Origin of the sequence: Stenotrophomonas cyclobalanopsidis (assembly GCF_008710035.1) — a bacterium.
GTDB classification, from domain to species: Bacteria; Pseudomonadota; Gammaproteobacteria; order Xanthomonadales; family Xanthomonadaceae; genus Stenotrophomonas; species Stenotrophomonas cyclobalanopsidis.
Genome location: NZ_VYKI01000051.1, coordinates 1 through 639 on the forward strand (window position 1 = coordinate 1; position 639 = coordinate 639).

At 58.7% G+C, this 639-nt stretch carries 1 protein-coding gene; it reads left to right on the top strand.

Translation table 11 applies throughout. The features are described from left to right. Window positions 1-227 precede the first annotated feature (227 nt). Window positions 228-639 (top strand): IS110 family transposase (locus FJU31_RS19205; protein ID WP_150456155.1); only part of this gene is annotated, 412 nt, incomplete at its 3' end.

Here is a 639-nt window from a genome sequence, read left to right on the forward strand (position 1 = left end):
GGCTTGTATGTTCCTCCCGGCTCCTACGAGGTATGTAGGAGCCAGGGTGGAGGGACCGACAAGCATGGATCTGCGGATAGCGCCGACAGACGAGCCGAGCGATCCCCATCCCGCACACGAACGTCGATAAAGGATCGTACGGCCCCCAAAGGGGATCGTCGATGTAGGCAAGCTAACGTCGGTGCGGTACCACCCCAGCCCCTTAAAGATAGCTGGGAGTAATGCAAATGTCCGATTCTCTTGAGATTGGTCTGGACGTGGACTCCAAAGGGTTCGTGCCGGCGGTGGTCGACTGCAAGGCCGGCGACAGAATCCCCAACACCAAGGCTGGCATTGCCAAATGGCTCAAGACCCTGCCTCCGCGGTGCCGGATTGGCATGGAAGCGACCGGTAAGCATCACGAGCTGGTGGCGCGTATGGCCGGTCAGGCTGGCCACGTGGTCTACGTGATCAATCCTCGGTTGATCAAGAATTACGCCAAGGCGACCGGCGCACGCGGCAAGACCGATGCGATGGACGCCCAAGTCATCGCCCGGTACGTGAAAAAAGAGAATGATCGTTTGCGTGAATACGTGCCTCGCAGCGACGAACAGCAGCAGATGCACGATCTTCTGCGCAAGCGACAAACACTGGTGGAAA